This is a genomic window from Silanimonas sp., assembly GCF_027530345.1.
In the GTDB taxonomy this organism is placed as follows: domain Bacteria; phylum Pseudomonadota; class Gammaproteobacteria; order Xanthomonadales; family Xanthomonadaceae; genus Silanimonas.
This window is the reverse complement of sequence record NZ_JAPZQK010000012.1, coordinates 1-14,558: the sequence shown is the minus strand read 5'-3', so window position 1 is coordinate 14,558 and position 14,558 is coordinate 1. Positions and strand designations below refer to the sequence as shown.

The window sequence follows — 14,558 nt, the reverse complement described above, 5'->3', positions numbered from 1 at the left end:
GACTCAATCGGCAGGGCAAACCAGCGCGGGCACCGGCTTCGTAGCCACCAGCAGCTGCGTGTTGCGGTCGACGAGGAGGATCCAGAGGCCCTCGCGGGCGTAGGGATCGGTCACGTGCTCCCCGCTCGCTGTGTTGTGGCGGGCGAACAGCTGGCCGTTCGTGCTGCGCAGCAGGAAGTCGAACTTCGGGTCGGTCCAGTCAGTCACGTCCCAGGTGACGCGTGCCGGGAAAGGCTGCGCCGGATCGCAGGGCCCCTCGGCCTGCGGCAAGGCCTCCACCTCGAAACTCACGCCATCGAGCGCCATCGGCGCCGTCGGCACGATCTCGTCCGGCGCGCAGGCGGCGAGCAGCAGGACAGCGGCGGCGATGGTGGTGAGTCGCATGGCGGGCGGGTCGGTTCGACGGTGTGCCAGCGTGCCGGAGCCTCGATGAACGCCGCAAGCACGCGCGGCGCGCTGTTCGCCCCCGTGGCCACGGGCCATAATGCGCGCGCCCTGCACGCCCAGGCTCCTCGATGGTCGACGCCGCCCGCCACGAACGCACCGCCCACCAGCTGCGCATGCTGTCGGAGTCCCTCGACAGCGGGCGGCTCGGTCCCGTGCGCCGGTTGGTGAACTCGCTCTCGGCGGCCGAGATCGGCAACCTTCTCGAGTCCCTGCCACCGGCCAAGCGCGACGTGGTCTGGGGCCTCGTCGATCCGGAAGACGACGGCGAGGTGCTGCTGCACGTCGACGACGAGGTCCGCGAGGGCCTGATCGCCGCCATGGACGCCGACGAGCTCGTCGCCGCGGTCGAGGACCTCGACATCGACGACCTCGCCGAGCTGATGGAGGACCTCCCGGACACGGTCATCGACGAAGTGCTGAAGTCGATGGACCGCGAGAACCGCGAGCGGCTCGAACAGGTTCTGTCGTATCCCGAGGACAGCGCCGGCCGCCTGATGAACCCCGACGTGGTGACCGTGCGCGCCGACGTCAGCGTCGACGTGGTGCTGCGCTTCCTGCGCCTGCGCGGCGAGCTGCCGGACAACACCGACCATCTGTACGTCGTCAGTCGCCGGCACCAGTACCTCGGCCGCATCGCGCTGGCCCAGCTGCTCACGCACGAGCCAACGACGCCGATCAACACGCTGATGGATGGCGAGCAGCCCGCCATCGCCGTCGACACCCTGTCCGACGAGGTGGCAAGGCAGTTCTCCGACCACGACTGGATCTCGGCCCCGGTGGTGGACGACAACAACGTGCTGCTCGGCCGCATCACCATCGACGACGTCGTCGACATCATTCGCGAGCAGGCCGATTACCAGGTGCTCTCGGCGGCCGGCGTCAGCGAGGACGAAAGCCTGTTCAGCCCGGTGCTGCGCGCCTTCCGCGGCCGCTTCCTGTGGCTGAGCATCAACCTCGGCACCGCCTTCCTCGCCGCCAGCGTCGTGGGCCGCTTCCAGGCCACGCTGGCCGAAGTGGTGGCCTTGGCGGTGCTGATGCCGATCGTCGCCGGCATGGGCGGCAACGCCGGCACGCAGGTGCTGGCCCTGATGGTGCGCGGCCTCGCCTTGGGCCAGGTCTCCGCCGCCAACCTGCGCACGCTGGTGTGGAAGGAGATCCGCATCTCGCTGATGAACGGCGTACTGCTCGGCCTCGTCGTCGCCACGGTGACGCTGGCGTGGTTCCGCAGCCCGGGCATCGCCGCGGTGATCTTCGCCGCGATGGTGATCAACCTCGGCTTCGCGGCCTGCGCGGGCGTTCTGGTGCCGATGCTGCTGCGGCGCTTCAACGTCGATCCGGCGGTTGGCGGCGGCGTGATCCTCACCACCGTGACCGACGTGATGGGTTTCTTCGCCTTCCTGGGCTTGGCCACCGTCTTCCTGCTGCACTGACGATGCGCGCGCCGGGCCGCCTCGCACTGCTGCTCGTCGCCACGGCGACCCTTGCGGGATGCGGCGAAAACGGCCGAGAACCCGCGCCACCTGCCCCTGCGGCCACGCCGCACATCCCGCCGACGGCCATCGAGGCGGAACCCGCGGGCACGCCAGCGCCGGACACGCCGGTCATCCGCAGCCTTCGCCTGTCCGGTTCGGGCTGGCAGTTCGATCTCGATACCGCCACCGTCGGCGATGCCACGCGCATCGAGGTGCTGGTGCGCACGGCCACGGTCGGTGCCGCGCCGCAGCGCCTCCGGCTGGACGTGGCAGGGGTCCTCGCCGAGGCCTTCGCCACCGACCTCGACGGCGATGCCGTCCCTGAGCTGCTGCTCTGGACGCGCAGCGGCGGCAGCTCGGCAGAAGGCGAGGTGCGCGGCTGGCGCTTCGACGCCGCGGGCGGCGCCACGGCGATCCGAGCGCCGGCCCTCGACGACGAAGCGTCGATCGGCTGGCGTGGCCGGGACCAGTTCGGCGTGCAGGCCTCCGCGCTGGTGCGCAGCTTCCCGCTGTACCGCGACGACGACGACAACGCGAGCCCGAGCGCCGGCTTCGTCCGCGTGCTCCGCTACCGGCTCGATGCCGAGGGCCTCGTCGTGGCGGACACCACGCTGGAGCCGATGGACGGCACGCCGCAGGCGGACGTGCTCGCGCGCTAGCCGCCCAGCAGGTGCTTCAGCACCGCCATCCGCACGGCCACGCCGTTCGCCACCTGGTCGAGGATCACCGACTGCGGACCATCGGCCACGGCGTCGGCGATCTCGACGCCGCGGTTCATCGGGCCGGGATGCATGACGATCGCATCCGGCTTGGCGCGCGCCAGCCGCGCCGGCGTCAGGCCGTACTCGCGGAAGTACTGGTCGAGCGAGGGCACCAGGCCCTCCTCCATGCGCTCGCGCTGCAGGCGCAGCATCATGACCACGTCCGCGCCTTCGACCATCGCGTCGAGGTTCTGGCCGACCGTGCAACCCGCGGTGATGTTCGAACCGGGCAGCAGGCTGGCCGGGCCGCAGACGCGGATGTCGCGGCAGCCGAGCTGGCGCAGCGCATGCAGGTCGGAGCGCGCCACGCGTGAATGCAGCACGTCGCCGACGATCAGCACCGAGAGGCCACCGAAATCGCGTCCCTTGCGCTGGCGGATCGTCAGCATGTCGAGCAGGCCCTGCGTGGGGTGCGCGCTGCGGCCGTCGCCCGCGTTCAACAGCGAGGTCGTCGGCTTCGCGCCCGCGGCCAGCGCCGCGACCGCGCCGTTCTCGGCGTGGCGGATGACGAAGGCATCGATGCCCATCGCCTCCAGCGTCCGCAGCGTGTCGAGTGCGCTCTCGCCCTTCTTCACCGACGAAGCGCTGATGTCGAAATTCAGCACGTCGGCGCCGAGGCGCTGCGCTGCCAGCTGGAAGCTGCTGCGCGTGCGCGTCGAGTTCTCGAAGAACAGGTTGCACACCGTCCGGCCGGCCAGCACGTGGCGGAGCGCCGTGCCACCGAGGGCGTTGGGGTGCAGGGCCTCGGCGGTGTCGAGCAGGGCGTCGAGGCGGTCGCCGCCCAAGCCGTCGAGGGTGAGCAGGTGGCGCAGGCGTTCGGTCGTCATGGGGGCGAAGGATAGCTGGCGAGGAAGCGCTCGACGATCACCACGGCGGCCAAGGCGTCGATTTCCTCGGCATCGCTGCGGCGCTTCAGGCCCGCGCGGCGCTGGTCGGCGAAGCGGCGCGCGGCCTCCTTCGAACTGCGGCGTTCGTCCACCATCACCACGGGCAAGCCGCTGCGCTTGGCGGCGGCACGGGCGAAGCCGCGAGCGCGCTGGCGGGCGGGCGGGTCGGGATCGTCATCATCGAAGGTGAGCGGGTCACCGACGATGAGCTGCACCGGAGCCCACTCCTTCAACAACTTCTCGAAGCGCGCCCAATCCGGGATGCCGTCGCGCACCTCGATCAGGCCAAGCTCGCTGGCGGTGCCGGTGATGCCGTTGCCCACGGCCACGCCGATGCGCTTCGCGCCGACGTCGAAGCCGAGCACCGCACCGAGGCTCATGCGCGAGCGCCGCTCACGCGTGGCCGCTGTAATCGGCCATGTTCGCCATGTCGACGCCGATCTGGCCCGCTGCCACCTGCCACAGCTGCTCGCTGTCGGTGTCGAAGACCATGGCCTCGGGCGCCGGCACGGTGAGCCAGGCGTTCTGCGCGAGTTCGCCTTCCAGCTGCTCGCCGCCCCAGCCGGCATGGCCGACCATGACGAGGTAGCGTTCGGGGCCGTCGCCGCGCGCCATGGCGTGCAGGATCTCGCGCGAACTGGTCAGCCCGAAGGCGCCGAAGCGCAGGGTCGAGGGCCACGGACGCGGGTCGTCGTGCAGCACGAAGCCGCGGTCGACCTGCACCGGGCCGCCCCACAGCACCTGGCGGCCCTTCATCTCGCGTGCGGCGCCCTCGATGCCGAGCTGCTCGAACAATTCGCCGAGCAGCACATCGGTGCGGCGGTTCAGCACCACGCCCATGGCGCCCTCGCCATCATGCTGGCAGACGAGCACGGCGGTGCGGGAGAAATTCGGGTCGTCCATGCCGGGCATGGCGAGCAGGAGCGACGACGCGAGCGTGTTTTCCAGCGGCATGCCGGCATTGTAGGCCGTGCGCCCCGGGCGGGGGTGCGCTTAAGCTGAAGGCCAACCCCCGCTCGACGCGCCCATGCCCCTGCCCTGCCGCCCGTCCCTCTTCCGCGTGCGCCCCACCCTTCTGGCGGCGGCCGTGTTGGCGCTGACCGCCTGCGGCCCGAGTCCGGAAGAGCAGCGTGCGGCCGCGGAAGCCGCCGCAGCCGCCCGCGAAGCGGCAATGGCCCCGACCCTGCAGGTCTACCGCGACGCCAAAGGCCGGGGCGATGCCCGCATCGCCGTCGCCAGCGCCGAGGTGATCCTCGCCGACGGCCCCGGCACGGCCGCCGCCACCGAGGTGTCAGAAGGTCTGGACGCCCTGCGCGAGGCGGCGAAGACCCAAGTGGAAGCCGAACGCCTGAAGGCGCTGTGGAGCTACGTGTCCACGCCCATCGCCGGGGAATCGAACCCACAGAAAGCCGCCTCGATGCGCAACCAGCGCCCGGAGGCCGACGACCCGGCCAGCTTCGCCGTCGTTCCGACCGTGCAACTCGTACTGCGCAACGACCCGCGCTGGGGCCAGAGCGTCTACCTCGTGATCGAAGAGGGCGTGTTCGAGTGCGGCCGCCCCTGCGCCTTCAACATCACGCTCGACGAGGCGGCGCCGAAGCGCTTCGCCGGCGAGGCCTCGAGCACCGGCACGCGGCCGGCGCTGTTCATCAAGGATGATGCCGGCTTCATCCGCGCGCTCGATGCCGCCCGCACCGTGCGGATCGCCCCGGTGGACGGCCGCGCCGACCCGATCGACTTCGAGGTGGGCGGCTTCGACATCGGCCGCTACCAGGCCGGCGGCTGAGTCAGGCCACGGCGACGCGCTCGAAGCAGAAGCCGCGGTATTCCTCGAGGTCCAGTTCCGGGTGGAAGGGCACGGTGATGCCCTTGCCGGGGTTCCGCCATTCGTCGAGCAGCCGGTAGCCCAGCGCCTCGAGCTCCGCCACCAGCGCAGCGCGCGACTGCACGCGGTAAGGACAGAACGCGGTGCCGATGCTGTTGAGCGTGATGTATGAATGCTTCGGATGGATGGCCGAGGTGTTAAGCACGATCCAGCGCGGCCGCGCACCGACGCGGGCAAGCAGCGCGCCGGGGGATTCCTCGAGGAACTGCACGCTGCCCGAGGCGAACAGCAGGTCGGCCTCGGCGACATCGGACAGGTCGGCGGTGAACTTCAGGCGCGCTTCGATGCCGCGCTCGGCCGCCACGCGCCGGCCCGCCTCGACGACGGCCGGCACGTCGCCGACGGTCCAGACGAGGTCGCCCGGGTAATCGATCAGCCGCGCGAAGCCGTAGTGCTTGATGCCGGTGTAGCCGCCGAGGTCGAAGACGCGGCGCGCGCCCTCGGCCACCAGGCGGTCGATCCAGAACACCGCCGGGTAATCACGCGGCCGCAGCTCGTCGCCATAGAGCGCGACCGAAGCGGCGTTGTCATAGCCCACCGGCTTGACCGGAGGCGCCGCGGCGGCGGCCTCAGCGAAGCTCGCATAGCACCCGAGGAAGAGGTTCTCGTGGCGGTTGCGCGCGAACGCTCGGCGATACACCGCGCGGTTGATCCAGGTGAACGGCGGAAGGCGGTCGAGCAGCCGACCCGCCCGTGAAAACCAGCGATGGAGGTACATGCAAGCCCTTGCATCCGGGCCATCGGGGGGTGGCCCGTTCCCTTGTTGCCGGCGAGGCGCTTACTCGACCTTCGAGACTTCCACGCCGTCCAAGCCCGCCGACAGCGAGCGGGCGTCGCCACCCTGCGCCAGCTTGATCTTCAGGCGCACTTCGTTCGCCGAATCGGCGTAGCGCAGCGCGTCCTCGTAGGTGATCTCGCCGGACTGGTACAGCTCGAACAAGGCCTGGTCGAAGGTCTTCATGCCCAGCTGGGTGGACTCCTTCATGACGTCCTTCAGCTTGTGGATCTCGCCGTCGCGGATGTAGTCCTGCACCAGCGGCGTGCCGAGCAGGATCTCCATCGCGCAGCGACGGCCCTTGCCGTCCGGCGTCGGGATCAGCTGCTGGGCGACGATGCCCTTCAGGTTGAGCGAGAGGTCCATCAGCAGCTGGTTGCGCCGCTCTTCCGGGAAGAAGTTGATGATGCGGTCCATCGCCTGGTTCGAGTTGTTCGCGTGCAGGGTGCACAGCACCAGGTGGCCGGTTTCGGCGAAGGCGATGGCGTGGTCCATGCCCTCGCGGGTGCGGACCTCGCCGATCATGATGACGTCGGGCGCCTGGCGCAGGGTGTTCTTCAGCGCCGCCTCCCAGCTGTCGGTGTCGATGCCGACCTCGCGCTGGGTGACGATGCAGCCCTCGTGCTTGTGCACGAACTCGATCGGGTCCTCGATGGTGATGATGTGGCCCGACGAGTTGATGTTGCGGTAGCCGATCATCGCCGCCAGCGAGGTCGACTTACCCGTACCCGTGGCGCCGACGAAGATGATCAGGCCGCGCTTGGTCATGGCCAGCGTCTTGATCACCGCCGGCAGGTTGAGCTCGTCGATGGTCGGGATCTTGGTCTCGATGCGGCGCAGCACCATGCCGACCTGGTTGCGCTGGTAGAAGCACGACACGCGGAAGCGCCCGACGCCGGCGAGGCCGATGGCGAAGTTGCACTCGTGGGTCTTCTCGAACTCCTCGCGCTGCGAGGGGTTCATCACGTTCAGCACGAGGTCGCGGCTCTGCGTGGGCGTGAGCGGCTCCTGCGTGATCGGCACCAGCTTGCCGTGCAGCTTCATGGACGGCGGGACGCCGGCCGTGATGAACAGGTCGGACGCCTTCTTGTGCGCCATCAGCTTGAGGAACGAGGTGAAATCGATGCTGCTCATTGGGGGGCTCCGGCCGGTTCTCGTGGGCGCTCAGTCGACGCGTTCGATCACTCGAAGATGCGCTTGTCCTTGGCGTAGGTGGCCGCCTGCGCGCGGGTGATGATGCCGCGCTTGAGCAGGTCCTGCAGGCACTGGTCGAGCGTCTGCATGCCGTACTGCTGGCCGGTCTGGATGGAGCTGTACATCTGCGCCACCTTGTCCTCGCGGATCAGGTTACGGATGGCCGGGATGCCCACCATGATCTCGTGCGCCGCCACGCGGCCGCCGCCCACTTTCTTCAGCAGCGACTGCGAGACCACCGCGCGCAAGCTTTCGGAGAGCATCGAGCGCACCATCGGCTTTTCGCCGGCGGGGAACACGTCGATGATGCGGTCGATGGTCTTGGCGGCCGAGCTGGTGTGCAGGGTGCCGAACACCAGGTGGCCGGTCTCCGCGGCGGTCAGCGCCAGGCGGATGGTCTCGAGGTCGCGCAACTCGCCGACGAGGATGTAGTCGGGGTCTTCGCGGAGCGCCGAGCGCAGCGCCTCGTTGAAGCCGTGGGTGTCGCGGTGCACTTCGCGCTGGTTGACGAGGCACTTCTGCGAGGTGTGCACGAACTCGATCGGGTCCTCGACGGTGAGGATGTGCGAGTACTCGTTCTTGTTGATGTGGTCGATCATCGCGGCCAGCGTCGTCGACTTGCCCGAGCCGGTCGGGCCGGTGACGAGGATCAGGCCCTGCGGCTGGTCGATGAGCTCGCGGAAGATGCGCGGGCAGTTGAGGTCCTCGAGGGTGAGGATCTCGGAAGGAATGGTACGGAACACCGCGCCGGCGCCGCGGTTCTGGTTGAAGGCGTTGACGCGGAAGCGCGCGAGGCCGGGAATTTCGAAGGAGAAGTCGGTCTCGAGGAACTCTTCGTAATCGCGACGCTGCTTGTCCGACATGATGTCGTAGATCAGCGCGTGCACGGTCTTGTGGTCGAGCGCCGGGATGTTGATGCGGCGGACGTCGCCGTCCACGCGGATCATCGGCGGCAGGCCGGCCGAAAGGTGCAGGTCGGAGGCCTTGTTCTTGACCGAGAAGGCCAACAGTTCCGCGATATCCATTCGTTCACTCCCCAGAGCCGGTCGAAGCCGATTGAGTCGCACAGCCTCGTGCGACGGCATGTCCTCCGGCAGTATAGCCCCAGCCTATGGACGCTCTGGAAGCCCGCTATCGCCCCCTCGTCGACGCCCTCGCCCGCCCCGTGGCCGGGGCTTCGGCGCGACTCGTCGCGGTGTCGAAAACCCAGCCCGCCGAGTCGGTCCGCGCCCTCGCCGCGCTTGGCCAGCGGGCCTTCGGCGAGAACTACGTGCAGGAGGCGCTGGCCAAGCAGCGCGAGCTCGCCGACCTTGATCTGGAGTGGCACCTGATCGGCCCCCTGCAGAGCAACAAGTGCCGCGAGGCCGCCCGCCACTTCGACTGGGTGCAGTCGGTGGACCGCGCCAAACTGCTGCCGCTGCTCGACAAGGAGCGCCCGGCCGATCGCGGCCCTCTGAACGTGCTGCTGCAGGTCAACATCGACGGCGAAGCCAGCAAGTCCGGCTGCGCGGCCGACGAGGTGATGGCGCTGGCCGACCAGGCCGCCGCCCTGCCGCGCTTGGCGCTGCGCGGCCTGATGGCCATCCCCGAGCCGCACCCGGACGAAGCGCATCGCCGCGCCGCCTTCGGGCGCATGCGGTCGTTGTTCGAACGTGTGCGCGAGCGGCACACCAGCGTCGACACCCTCTCGATGGGCATGAGCGACGACTGGCCGTTGGCCGTGGCCGAGGGCGCCACCCTCGTGCGGGTGGGCAGTGCGCTGTTCGGGGCGCGGCCGGCGAAGGCCTGATCCGGGGTTCCGAACGCTGCGCCGCCCGGCCATGATGCAGGGCTTCCGCCTCCTTACCCGCCAACCCATGAGCGCCACACCGACCGCCCTTCCTCCCGTCGCCTTCATCGGCGGCGGCAACATGGCCCGCGCCTTGATCGGGGGCATGGTCCGCGGCGGTGCCTCGGCCCAGGACATCCATGTCAGCGAGCCTTACGCGCCCAACCGCGAGGGCCTGTCCACGGAGTTCGGCGTGGTCACCACCGAGGACAACGCCGCCGCCGCGTCGAAGGGTGCGGTGTGGGTGCTGGCCACCAAGCCGCAGGTGCTGCGCGGCGTGTGCGAGGCGCTGGCGCCGCTGGCCCAGGCGCAGCGCCCGCTGGTGGTTTCCATTGCCGCGGGCATCACCAGCGCGCAGCTCGACCGCTGGCTGGGCGGCGGCATCGCCGTGGTGCGCACCATGCCGAACACCCCCGCCCTGCTCGGCGCCGGCGTCACCGGCCTGTACGCCACGAGCGCCGCCACGCCCGCGCAGAAGGCCCTCGCCGACACCCTGCTCAAGCCGGCCGGCGAGACCGTGTGGATCGACGACGAAGCGCTGATGGATGCCGTCACCGCGGCCTCGGGCAGCGGCCCGGCCTACGTCTTCCTGCTGGCCGAAGCGATGCAGGCCGCCGCGGAAGCCGAGGGCTTGCCCGCCGACGCCGCGCGCACGCTGGTCGTCGAAACCATCGCCGGCGCGGCGCGGATGCTGAAGGAAAGCGGCGAAACCGCCACTACCCTGCGCGAGCGCGTCACCTCGCCGAACGGCACCACGCAGGCCGCCCTCGACGCCTTCGCCGCCGGCGGCTTCAAGCCGCTGGTCGCGGCGGCCGTTCACGCCGCGCGGAGCCGAGGCGCGGAACTCTCCGCAGCGAACGACTGATCCGGAGCCTTCCGCCATGCCCGCCTTTCGAACTGCCCTGCCGCTGATCGGCGTCGTGCTCGCCGCAGCGCTCGTCGCGCCCACGGCCAGCGCCACGCCGCCAGCCGCGCCGCCGCCGAAGCCCTCGCTGACGCTCAGCTCGGGGCTCAACAGCACGCAGTCCGGCGAGTTCACCGTGCACTACAACGCGATGCCGAGCACCCAGCTCACGCCGGAAATCGCCACGCGCTACGGCATCACGCGCTCGTCCAACCGAGCCCTGCTCAACGTCTCGGTGATGAAGGGCCCGCGTGCGGCCACGGCCGTCGCCGTGACGGCGCGCATCGAGGCCACCGCCATCAACAGCGCCGGCCAGCGCCAGGCCTTGAACCTGCGTGAAGTGCGCGACCGTGGCGCGATCTACTACTTGGGCGAAGCCCGCATCGAAGAACGCGACGACATCGTGTTCGAACTGGTGGTGACGCCGGAGGGCGGCACGCCGATCAACGCCCGCTACGCGCAGGCGTTCTGGCCCGCGGTCCGGGCGCGCTGATGGCCCTGCTCGTCGTCCGCCACGCCCAGGCCAGCTACGGCACCGACGACTACGACCGCCTCTCGCCCTTGGGCTGGACGCAGGCCGGCCACCTCGGCACGTGGCTCGCCCGCGAGCCGCACGACTTCGCCCGCGTGCGCGTCGGCGCGATGCGCCGGCACCGCGAGACCCTCGAAGCGATCCGCCGCGCCTTCGCCGAGGCCGGGCACCCGCTGCCCGAGCCGGAAGAGGATGCCGACCTCAACGAATTCGACCACGGCGCGGTGATCCGCGCCTACCTCGTCGAGCGCGCCGATGCCGACATGCGTGCCCGCGCCGGTTCGCACGACCCGACGGTGGTGGGCCCAATGCTGTACGCCGCCATCCACGCCTGGGCGCACGACGAACTGGACGCCGTCCCCGAACGCTGGGGTGTGTTCGGCGAGCGCGTGGCGCGGGCCGGTTCCGCCGCCGCCGACGCGAACGGCGACGGCCCGACCCTCGTGGTGAGCTCGGGCGGCGTCATCGCCCGACTCGCGCAGCAGGCGCTCGAGGTGCCGGCGGCGCGCGCCGTCGACCTGAATCTCGCCATCCGCAATGCCTCGATCAATGAGTTCAGCACCCGCCACGGGCGGCTGCGCTTCGGCAGCTTCAACACCCTGCCGCACCTCGCCCACGACCGCCGGCTGTGGACGCACTTTTGAAGGACTGCCGATGAGCCCGCTGTTCCCCTTCTCCGACCGCGCCCGCGAGCTGGATGCCCGGCTTACTGCGTTCATGGCCGAGCGTGTGCTGCCGGCCGAAGCCGAAGTGCACGCCTGGGCGTCCGACCCGGCCACGCGCTGGACGGTCTGCCCGCGCATCGAAACGCTGAAGGCCGAAGCCAAGGCCGCCGGTCTCTGGAACCTGTTCCTGCCCGACGCGACGCACGGCGCCGGCCTTTCGAACCTCGACTACGCGCCGCTGGCTGAGCGCATGGGCCGCGTGCTGTGGGCCAGCGAGGTGTTCAACTGCAACGCGCCCGACACCGGCAACATGGAAGTGCTGGCGCACTTCGGTAACACGGAACAGAAGGCCGCGTGGCTGGCGCCGCTGCTCCGCGGCGAGATCCGCTCGGCCTTCGCGATGACCGAACCGGACGTCGCCTCGTCGGACGCCACCAACATCGCGCTGCGCATCCGCCGCGACGGCGATGCCTACGTGCTCGATGGTCGCAAGTGGTGGATCACCGGCGCCGGCGACCCGCGCTGCCGCATCCTCATCGTCATGGGCGTCACCACGCCGGAGGCCGAGCCGCACGCCCGGCACGCGATGGTGCTGGTGCCGATGGACACGCCGGGCCTGCGGGTCGTGCGCCCGCTCGAAGCCCTCGGCCACGACGATGCGCCGGGCGGCCACGTCGAACTCGAATTCACCAACGTGCGCGTGCCCGCGGCGAACCTCATCGGCGGTGAAGGCCAGGGCTTCGCGCTGGCGCAGGCCCGTCTAGGCCCGGGGCGCATCCACCACTGCATGCGCACCATCGGCATGGCGCAACGCGCGCTGGAAATGATGGTGGCACGCGCACAAACGCGCATCGCCTTCGGCAAGCCGCTGGGCGCGCAGGGCATGGCGCAGGAGGCGATCGCGCTGTCGCGCTGCGAGATCGAGCAGGCCCGCCTGCTCACGCTCGACGCCGCCGCCCAGCTCGACGCCAAGGGCAACAAAGGCGCGAAGGACGCCATCGGCATGATCAAGATCGTCGCGCCGCGCATGGCCTGCGCGGTGGTCGACCGCGCCATCCAAATCCACGGCGCCGGCGGCCTTGCCGATCCCTTCCTGTCGGCCGCCTACACCGGCGCACGCTGCCTGCGCCTCGCTGACGGCCCGGATGAAGTGCACCTCGCCTCGCTGGCCAAGGGCATGTTGAAGGCGCACCGCGCATGAGCACGCCCTTCGCCCTGGACGAGGCGGCACTCGCCAGCGCGCTCGAAGTGAACGTGCCCGGCTTCCGCGGCCCGCTGACGGCGACGAAGTTCAAGGGCGGCCAGAGCAACCCGACCTACCGCCTCGACGCCGCCTCCGGAACGTATGTGCTGCGCCGCAAGCCGCCGGGCGCGCTGCTCGCCTCGGCGCATGCGGTCGACCGCGAGTTCCGCGTGCTGCGGGCGCTTCAGGGCCGCGTGCCCGTGGCCACGCCGCGCTGGCTGTGCAGCGACGATGCCGTCATCGGCTCGATGTTCTACGTGATGGATTTCGTCGACGGACGCGTCGAGTGGGACCCGGCCCTGCCGAACCACTCGCCCGAGCAACGCGCGGCGCATTTCGAATCGATCATCGACACGCTCGCCGCCATCCATGGCGTCGACGTGCCGGCCGCGGGCCTCGCCGATTTCGGAAAGCCCGGCAACTACTTCGCCCGCCAGCTCTCGCGCTGGAGCGAGCAGTACGCGCAGAGCCGCACCCGAGAGATCCCGGCGATGGACGCGCTGATTTCAGAGCTCCCGAAGCGCTGTCCCGCCGACGACGGCGTCGTCGCGCTCGTGCACGGCGACTTCCGCATCGACAACCTGATGTGGGCCAAGGACGAAGCGCGCGTGCTTGCGGTGATGGACTGGGAACTGGCCACGCTGGGCCACCCGCTCGCCGACCTCGGCTACTTCTGCATGGCCCTGCGCCTGCCGCGCAATCCTGCCTTACCCGGGCTCGCCGCCATGGACCGCGCGGCGCTGGGCATTCCGTCGGAAGCAGAACTGCTGGCGCGCTACGCCGCGAAAACCGGCCGCGCGATCCCCGAGGACTGGGGCTTCGTGCTGGCCTTCAGCTTCTTCCGCCTCGCCGCGATCGCGCAGGGCGTGGCCAAGCGCGCCGAGCAGGGCAACGCCAGCAGCGAGCAGGCGCAGCAGGCCGGGCAGATGGTCGAACTGCTCGCCGCTTCAGGGATGAAGGCGCTGGGCTGAAGCGCGCGCTGGACGAGCGGTCTGGCCGACGACGGCTGGAATCAAGGTCCCGAAGAACAGCGGCGGCGCGTTTCCCTAATGTAGGCACCGGGAGACCGGCGTGCGCGCCCGATAACGCTTGGGTGCCGCGCCACCGTAGCTCCTCAAGGGACGCACGCCGGCTCCCACGGCTTCCCCTTCCCTCGGAGCATCGTGATGACGGCCGCAGGTGTGGATGTCGGCAAGGATTTCCTCGATCTCGCTATCGACGGGCGAGCCCGGACCACCCGTTTCAGCAACGATGCTGCCGGACGACGGAAGCTCATTCGCGGGCTGGCCGGGCTCGAGGATGCCTTCGTGGTCGTCGAAGCCACCGGCGGCTACGAGGACGCGCTACTGGACGCCTGCGTGGACGCCGGGCTCCACGTGGCGCGGATCAGCCCCCGACAGTCGAACGCCTTTGCCCGCGCCATCGGTGAACTCGCCAAGTCCGACGCCATCGATGCGCGGTTGCTCTGCCTGTTCGCGCGGCTCTTCCGCGATCGACTGCGATGCCACGTCCCGGCACCGCCCTGGCAACGCGAACTGCGCGCCTGGCTGCGGCGCCGCGGTCAGGTCGTCATGACCCTGCAGGTGCAGAAACAGCAGGCTGATCGCGCGCCGCCCGCGGTACGCACCCTGATCCACCGCACCGTGGCCGCCCTCCGGCGGGAACTCGCGGCCATCGAACAGGCCATGCAGGTCCTCGTCGACGCGAACGGCACCCCTGCCATCCGCTCGTCGAAAGGCATGGGGCCGATCTTCCAGGCCACCAGCCTGGCCCTGCTTCCCGAACTCGGCACCCTGAACCGCCGGCAGATCGCCAAGCTCGTCGCGTAACCTCCCCCTGATCGTGGACACCTGAGAGATAGAGCTTTCTGGCATGTTTTCCCCGCCAGGAGGTTCCATGAAGAAGTCGAAGTTCACCGAAAGCCAAATCGTTGCGGTGCTGAAGCAGGGCGACGCCGGCGTGCCG

17 protein-coding genes are annotated in these 14,558 nt (G+C 70.1%); 10 read left to right on the top strand and 7 right to left on the bottom strand.

The features are described from left to right. Positions 1-3 precede the first annotated feature (3 nt). Positions 4-384 (bottom strand): hypothetical protein, encoded by a 381-nt coding sequence (locus tag O9255_RS06880; RefSeq protein WP_297866119.1) that lies wholly within the window; start codon positions 382-384, stop codon positions 4-6. 131 nt (positions 385-515) lie between these two features. On the opposite strand from O9255_RS06880, the gene mgtE reads away from it, so the two are divergent. Both mgtE and O9255_RS06870 read left to right on the top strand, forming a co-directional pair. Then, positions 516-1,877, top strand: a complete 1,362-nt coding sequence (gene mgtE, locus O9255_RS06875; RefSeq protein WP_297866118.1) for a magnesium transporter — start codon at positions 516-518, stop codon at positions 1,875-1,877. 2 nt (positions 1,878-1,879) lie between these two features. Then, entirely contained in the window at positions 1,880-2,578 is a 699-nt protein-coding gene (locus tag O9255_RS06870; RefSeq protein WP_297866117.1) for a hypothetical protein, read from the top strand. On the opposite strand, the gene O9255_RS06865 is transcribed toward O9255_RS06870, so the two are convergent. The 3 genes from O9255_RS06865 to O9255_RS06855 are packed head-to-tail and all read right to left on the bottom strand — an operon-like array spanning position 2,575 to position 4,521. Continuing rightward, positions 2,575-3,507, bottom strand: a complete 933-nt coding sequence (locus tag O9255_RS06865; RefSeq protein WP_297866116.1) for an aspartate carbamoyltransferase catalytic subunit — start codon at positions 3,505-3,507, stop codon at positions 2,575-2,577. The genes O9255_RS06870 and O9255_RS06865 overlap by 4 nt on opposite strands. Then, a complete protein-coding gene (ruvX, locus tag O9255_RS06860; protein WP_297866115.1) occupies positions 3,504-3,947 on the bottom strand; it encodes a Holliday junction resolvase RuvX in 444 nt (147 codons plus the stop codon). Before ruvX ends, O9255_RS06865 begins: the two co-directional genes overlap by 4 nt. A gap of 13 nt (positions 3,948-3,960) precedes the next feature. After that, positions 3,961-4,521: a YqgE/AlgH family protein gene (locus tag O9255_RS06855; protein ID WP_297866114.1), complete on the bottom strand. Its 561-nt coding sequence runs from the start codon at positions 4,519-4,521 to the stop codon at positions 3,961-3,963. 106 nt (positions 4,522-4,627) lie between these two features. On the opposite strand from O9255_RS06855, the gene O9255_RS06850 reads away from it, so the two are divergent. Then, entirely contained in the window at positions 4,628-5,353 is a 726-nt protein-coding gene (locus tag O9255_RS06850; protein WP_297866113.1) for a hypothetical protein, read from the top strand. 1 nt (position 5,354) lies between these two features. On the opposite strand, the gene O9255_RS06845 is transcribed toward O9255_RS06850, so the two are convergent. Genes O9255_RS06845 through O9255_RS06835 form a run of 3 tightly spaced genes read right to left on the bottom strand, consistent with a single transcriptional unit; the run spans position 5,355 to position 8,446 of the window. Next, entirely contained in the window at positions 5,355-6,170 is an 816-nt protein-coding gene (locus O9255_RS06845) for a TIGR04325 family methyltransferase (RefSeq protein ID WP_297866112.1), read from the bottom strand. Between the two features lie 60 nt (positions 6,171-6,230). Beyond that, complete coding sequence (locus tag O9255_RS06840; RefSeq protein WP_297866111.1) at positions 6,231-7,361, bottom strand: PilT/PilU family type 4a pilus ATPase; 1,131 nt, start codon at positions 7,359-7,361, stop codon at positions 6,231-6,233. Between the two features lie 47 nt (positions 7,362-7,408). After that, on the bottom strand, positions 7,409-8,446 hold the full coding sequence (locus O9255_RS06835) for a type IV pilus twitching motility protein PilT (protein WP_297866110.1): 1,038 nt from the start codon (positions 8,444-8,446) through the stop codon (positions 7,409-7,411). A gap of 86 nt (positions 8,447-8,532) precedes the next feature. On the opposite strand from O9255_RS06835, the gene O9255_RS06830 reads away from it, so the two are divergent. From O9255_RS06830 to O9255_RS06800, 7 genes are all read left to right on the top strand, one after another. Beyond that, positions 8,533-9,210, top strand: a complete 678-nt coding sequence (locus O9255_RS06830; protein WP_297866109.1) for a YggS family pyridoxal phosphate-dependent enzyme — start codon at positions 8,533-8,535, stop codon at positions 9,208-9,210. 67 nt (positions 9,211-9,277) lie between these two features. After that, positions 9,278-10,114: a pyrroline-5-carboxylate reductase gene (proC, locus tag O9255_RS06825; protein WP_297866108.1), complete on the top strand. Its 837-nt coding sequence runs from the start codon at positions 9,278-9,280 to the stop codon at positions 10,112-10,114. Between the two features lie 16 nt (positions 10,115-10,130). Continuing rightward, complete coding sequence (locus O9255_RS06820) at positions 10,131-10,646, top strand: DUF4426 domain-containing protein (RefSeq protein ID WP_297866107.1); 516 nt, start codon at positions 10,131-10,133, stop codon at positions 10,644-10,646. Further along, positions 10,646-11,329, top strand: a complete 684-nt coding sequence (locus tag O9255_RS06815) for a histidine phosphatase family protein (RefSeq protein ID WP_297866106.1) — start codon at positions 10,646-10,648, stop codon at positions 11,327-11,329. Before O9255_RS06820 ends, O9255_RS06815 begins: the two co-directional genes overlap by 1 nt. Positions 11,330-11,339: 10 nt before the next feature. Continuing rightward, a complete protein-coding gene (locus O9255_RS06810; protein ID WP_297866105.1) occupies positions 11,340-12,551 on the top strand; it encodes an acyl-CoA dehydrogenase family protein in 1,212 nt (403 codons plus the stop codon). Then, positions 12,548-13,564, top strand: a complete 1,017-nt coding sequence (locus tag O9255_RS06805) for a phosphotransferase family protein (RefSeq protein WP_297866104.1) — start codon at positions 12,548-12,550, stop codon at positions 13,562-13,564. The genes O9255_RS06810 and O9255_RS06805 overlap by 4 nt, the downstream gene beginning before the upstream one ends. A gap of 195 nt (positions 13,565-13,759) precedes the next feature. After that, positions 13,760-14,422 (top strand): transposase, encoded by a 663-nt coding sequence (locus tag O9255_RS06800; protein WP_297866103.1) that lies wholly within the window; start codon positions 13,760-13,762, stop codon positions 14,420-14,422. The last annotated feature ends 136 nt before the right edge of the window (positions 14,423-14,558 follow it).

Coding starts and splice junctions, on each gene's coding strand:
- O9255_RS06800 (WP_297866103.1), top strand. CDS start 13,760: ATGACGGCCGCAGGTGTGGATGTCGGCAAGGATTTCCTCGATCTCGCT.
- O9255_RS06830 (WP_297866109.1), top strand. CDS start 8,533: ATGGACGCTCTGGAAGCCCGCTATCGCCCCCTCGTCGACGCCCTCGCC.
- O9255_RS06840 (WP_297866111.1), bottom strand. CDS start 7,361: ATGAGCAGCATCGATTTCACCTCGTTCCTCAAGCTGATGGCGCACAAG.
- O9255_RS06870 (WP_297866117.1), top strand. CDS start 1,880: ATGCGCGCGCCGGGCCGCCTCGCACTGCTGCTCGTCGCCACGGCGACC.
- O9255_RS06820 (WP_297866107.1), top strand. CDS start 10,131: ATGCCCGCCTTTCGAACTGCCCTGCCGCTGATCGGCGTCGTGCTCGCC.
- O9255_RS06855 (WP_297866114.1), bottom strand. CDS start 4,521: ATGCCGCTGGAAAACACGCTCGCGTCGTCGCTCCTGCTCGCCATGCCC.
- O9255_RS06810 (WP_297866105.1), top strand. CDS start 11,340: ATGAGCCCGCTGTTCCCCTTCTCCGACCGCGCCCGCGAGCTGGATGCC.
- proC (WP_297866108.1), top strand. CDS start 9,278: ATGAGCGCCACACCGACCGCCCTTCCTCCCGTCGCCTTCATCGGCGGC.
- ruvX (WP_297866115.1), bottom strand. CDS start 3,947: ATGAGCCTCGGTGCGGTGCTCGGCTTCGACGTCGGCGCGAAGCGCATC.
- O9255_RS06805 (WP_297866104.1), top strand. CDS start 12,548: ATGAGCACGCCCTTCGCCCTGGACGAGGCGGCACTCGCCAGCGCGCTC.
- O9255_RS06865 (WP_297866116.1), bottom strand. CDS start 3,507: ATGACGACCGAACGCCTGCGCCACCTGCTCACCCTCGACGGCTTGGGC.
- O9255_RS06835 (WP_297866110.1), bottom strand. CDS start 8,446: ATGGATATCGCGGAACTGTTGGCCTTCTCGGTCAAGAACAAGGCCTCC.
- mgtE (WP_297866118.1), top strand. CDS start 516: ATGGTCGACGCCGCCCGCCACGAACGCACCGCCCACCAGCTGCGCATG.
- O9255_RS06845 (WP_297866112.1), bottom strand. CDS start 6,170: ATGTACCTCCATCGCTGGTTTTCACGGGCGGGTCGGCTGCTCGACCGC.
- O9255_RS06815 (WP_297866106.1), top strand. CDS start 10,646: ATGGCCCTGCTCGTCGTCCGCCACGCCCAGGCCAGCTACGGCACCGAC.
- O9255_RS06880 (WP_297866119.1), bottom strand. CDS start 384: ATGCGACTCACCACCATCGCCGCCGCTGTCCTGCTGCTCGCCGCCTGC.